Here is a 2,027-nt window from a genome sequence, read left to right on the forward strand (position 1 = left end):
CACATGCTTCTCAGCCGTTTTAAACGGCAAGACCGGATACCGGCGGATACGCCTGAAACTTAGAACTGCGCAGATATGCGCATCCTCCATGCCGGGTACGGCTGGGTTCCACATAACAGGTAGTCCTCCGGATATCTGCCTGTGTTTATGCAGCTTTCGAACATCCATACTCATTCTGAAGGATGAGCAGATCAGCATAAACGCATGAGGTTCTGCGCTTCACCGCAGGTACTTTTGCCTCCAGTGAAGACCTTTCCGTTTCCGGTAAGGTTTTTATGATTTCCCGAATCCAGTATCTCGCTCCGATATTGTAGGATGCTGACAGATCACAGTTATACTGTTTTCCAGATTGGAAAACACACAGGCTGTGGTTCTTCGGATCTCGGCTGACCGGTCCGCTTCCATCATACGCCAGACGGCTTGTATTCCATGCGCAGACACGGGACACACGGATCCCATACCGGTGTGCTTTGTGTTCACACATAGTCTGGATCTCCCGTTTCTTCCAAAGGTGCAGTTTCTGTCGTTTCTTTCCTGAAATCTTTCCCTTCATTTCCAGGTACTCAAACACGATCACATCCGCATGATTCTCATGAGCATATTCTGTGATCGAACGGGCAGTCTTTCTGGCAAGTTCCGTATTCAGACGTTTCGCATACGCCCATCGGCTTCCGATCTGCTTGGAACCGTGTTCCTTCTGGAATCTCCGGATCCTTCCGAGTACATGGGACAGCCGGTCTTTTTCACTGGGGAAATTGATAAATTTCCGGTCCAGGACAGTTCCGTCTGACCGCATGATACTACAGACTGCATCCGTATTGATTCCAAGATCCACACTGCAGATAAGCTGATCCTTTACAGGTGTTTTTGATAATGTAACTTCTTCCGTATAAGAAAAGCGGAGAAAATATTTCTGATGTCGTTTTTCCAAAACCGGAGCAGAAGACTTTTTTCCGGACCAGTGCCTGCGCAGGTACTCCATATCCGTATGAAGCAGACCTGCGCGGAACCATTTCCAGTCATGACCATCATAAAGCTTCAGGCAGGCCGCGTCTTCACTCTCTTCTCCTGGTTTGTACATGACATTCCGATAAAATATCGGCATCGCATGGTTTTCATATACAAGCTTCGGTTTTCCGGAAATCGCTCCATTTTTCCACTGTTCCAATCTTGTATGGTACGAGGAAACACTCCCGAGCGCATGCTGGATCGCCGCTCTTCTCAGATATGACGGCATTTTCGGAAAACGGGCATCGAAGTCAAATCTTGCATGATTCTTCTTTGTTTCATGTACCAGATGTTCCGCCTCGTTAAATCTCCGTTTTATCTGATCGATCATGGATAACTCTGTCCATACGGTCTCATATATCTCCGTCAGACAGCGGACCGCCTCCCGGTAAAGCGCCAGCGTATGGCGGATCGGGATATTCTTGTTTTTAATTTCCGCGCCATAGCTGGATACGACCTGCATAGGTTTCCTCTACTTTCTGTTCTCTTTTTCTTTCTGTCCTTCGATATAAGCCATGATCTGTTCCCGACTTCGGTCACTGACGGTCACAGCGCAGTAAGATGGGTTCCAGAGATGTCCGCCCCACAGCTCCCTTTTCAGTTCCGGATGTGCAAGAAACAACTGTCTCGCAAGATTTCCTTTCATGATCTTGATCATATCCGAAATAAAGAACTGCGGTTTACAATCCAGCAACAGGTGGATATGGTCCGGCATTACTTCCATCGCAAGGATCCGAAATTGATATTCTTGTGCGATTTCCTGCAACATTTCTTTGCACTCCTGATCTACACCATTGGTCAGAACTTTCTTTCGGTATTTCGTGCATCAGACCAGATGATATTGAAGCGAGTACACATATCCTCTACCATACGAAAGAGAATTTTCTTTAATAGTAAATATATATTTTTCCATATGAATATTATACCATATGTTACTAAGCATGTAAACATATGTTCGATATTATTGTAAATAAATAGCGCACCTAACTCATCACTGAAGTAACGAGAATGCGGTGCGT

General features: G+C 45.9%; 1 protein-coding gene and 1 pseudogene. Both read right to left on the reverse strand.

Annotated features, from left to right (window positions below; genetic code table 11):
- Positions 1-145 precede the first annotated feature (145 nt).
- On the reverse strand, positions 146-1,471 hold the full coding sequence (locus tag DW677_RS10615) for an IS200/IS605 family accessory protein TnpB-related protein (RefSeq protein ID WP_117567192.1): 1,326 nt from the start codon (positions 1,469-1,471) through the stop codon (positions 146-148).
- Between the two features lie 9 nt (positions 1,472-1,480).
- Positions 1,481-1,921: pseudogene (gene tnpA, locus DW677_RS10620) on the reverse strand (IS200/IS605 family transposase).
- Between the last annotated feature and the right edge of the window lie 106 nt (positions 1,922-2,027).

The sequence above is a fragment of the Clostridium sp. AM25-23AC genome (assembly GCF_003435125.1).
Taxonomy (GTDB): Bacteria; Bacillota; Clostridia; order Lachnospirales; family Lachnospiraceae; genus Pilosibacter; species Pilosibacter fragilis.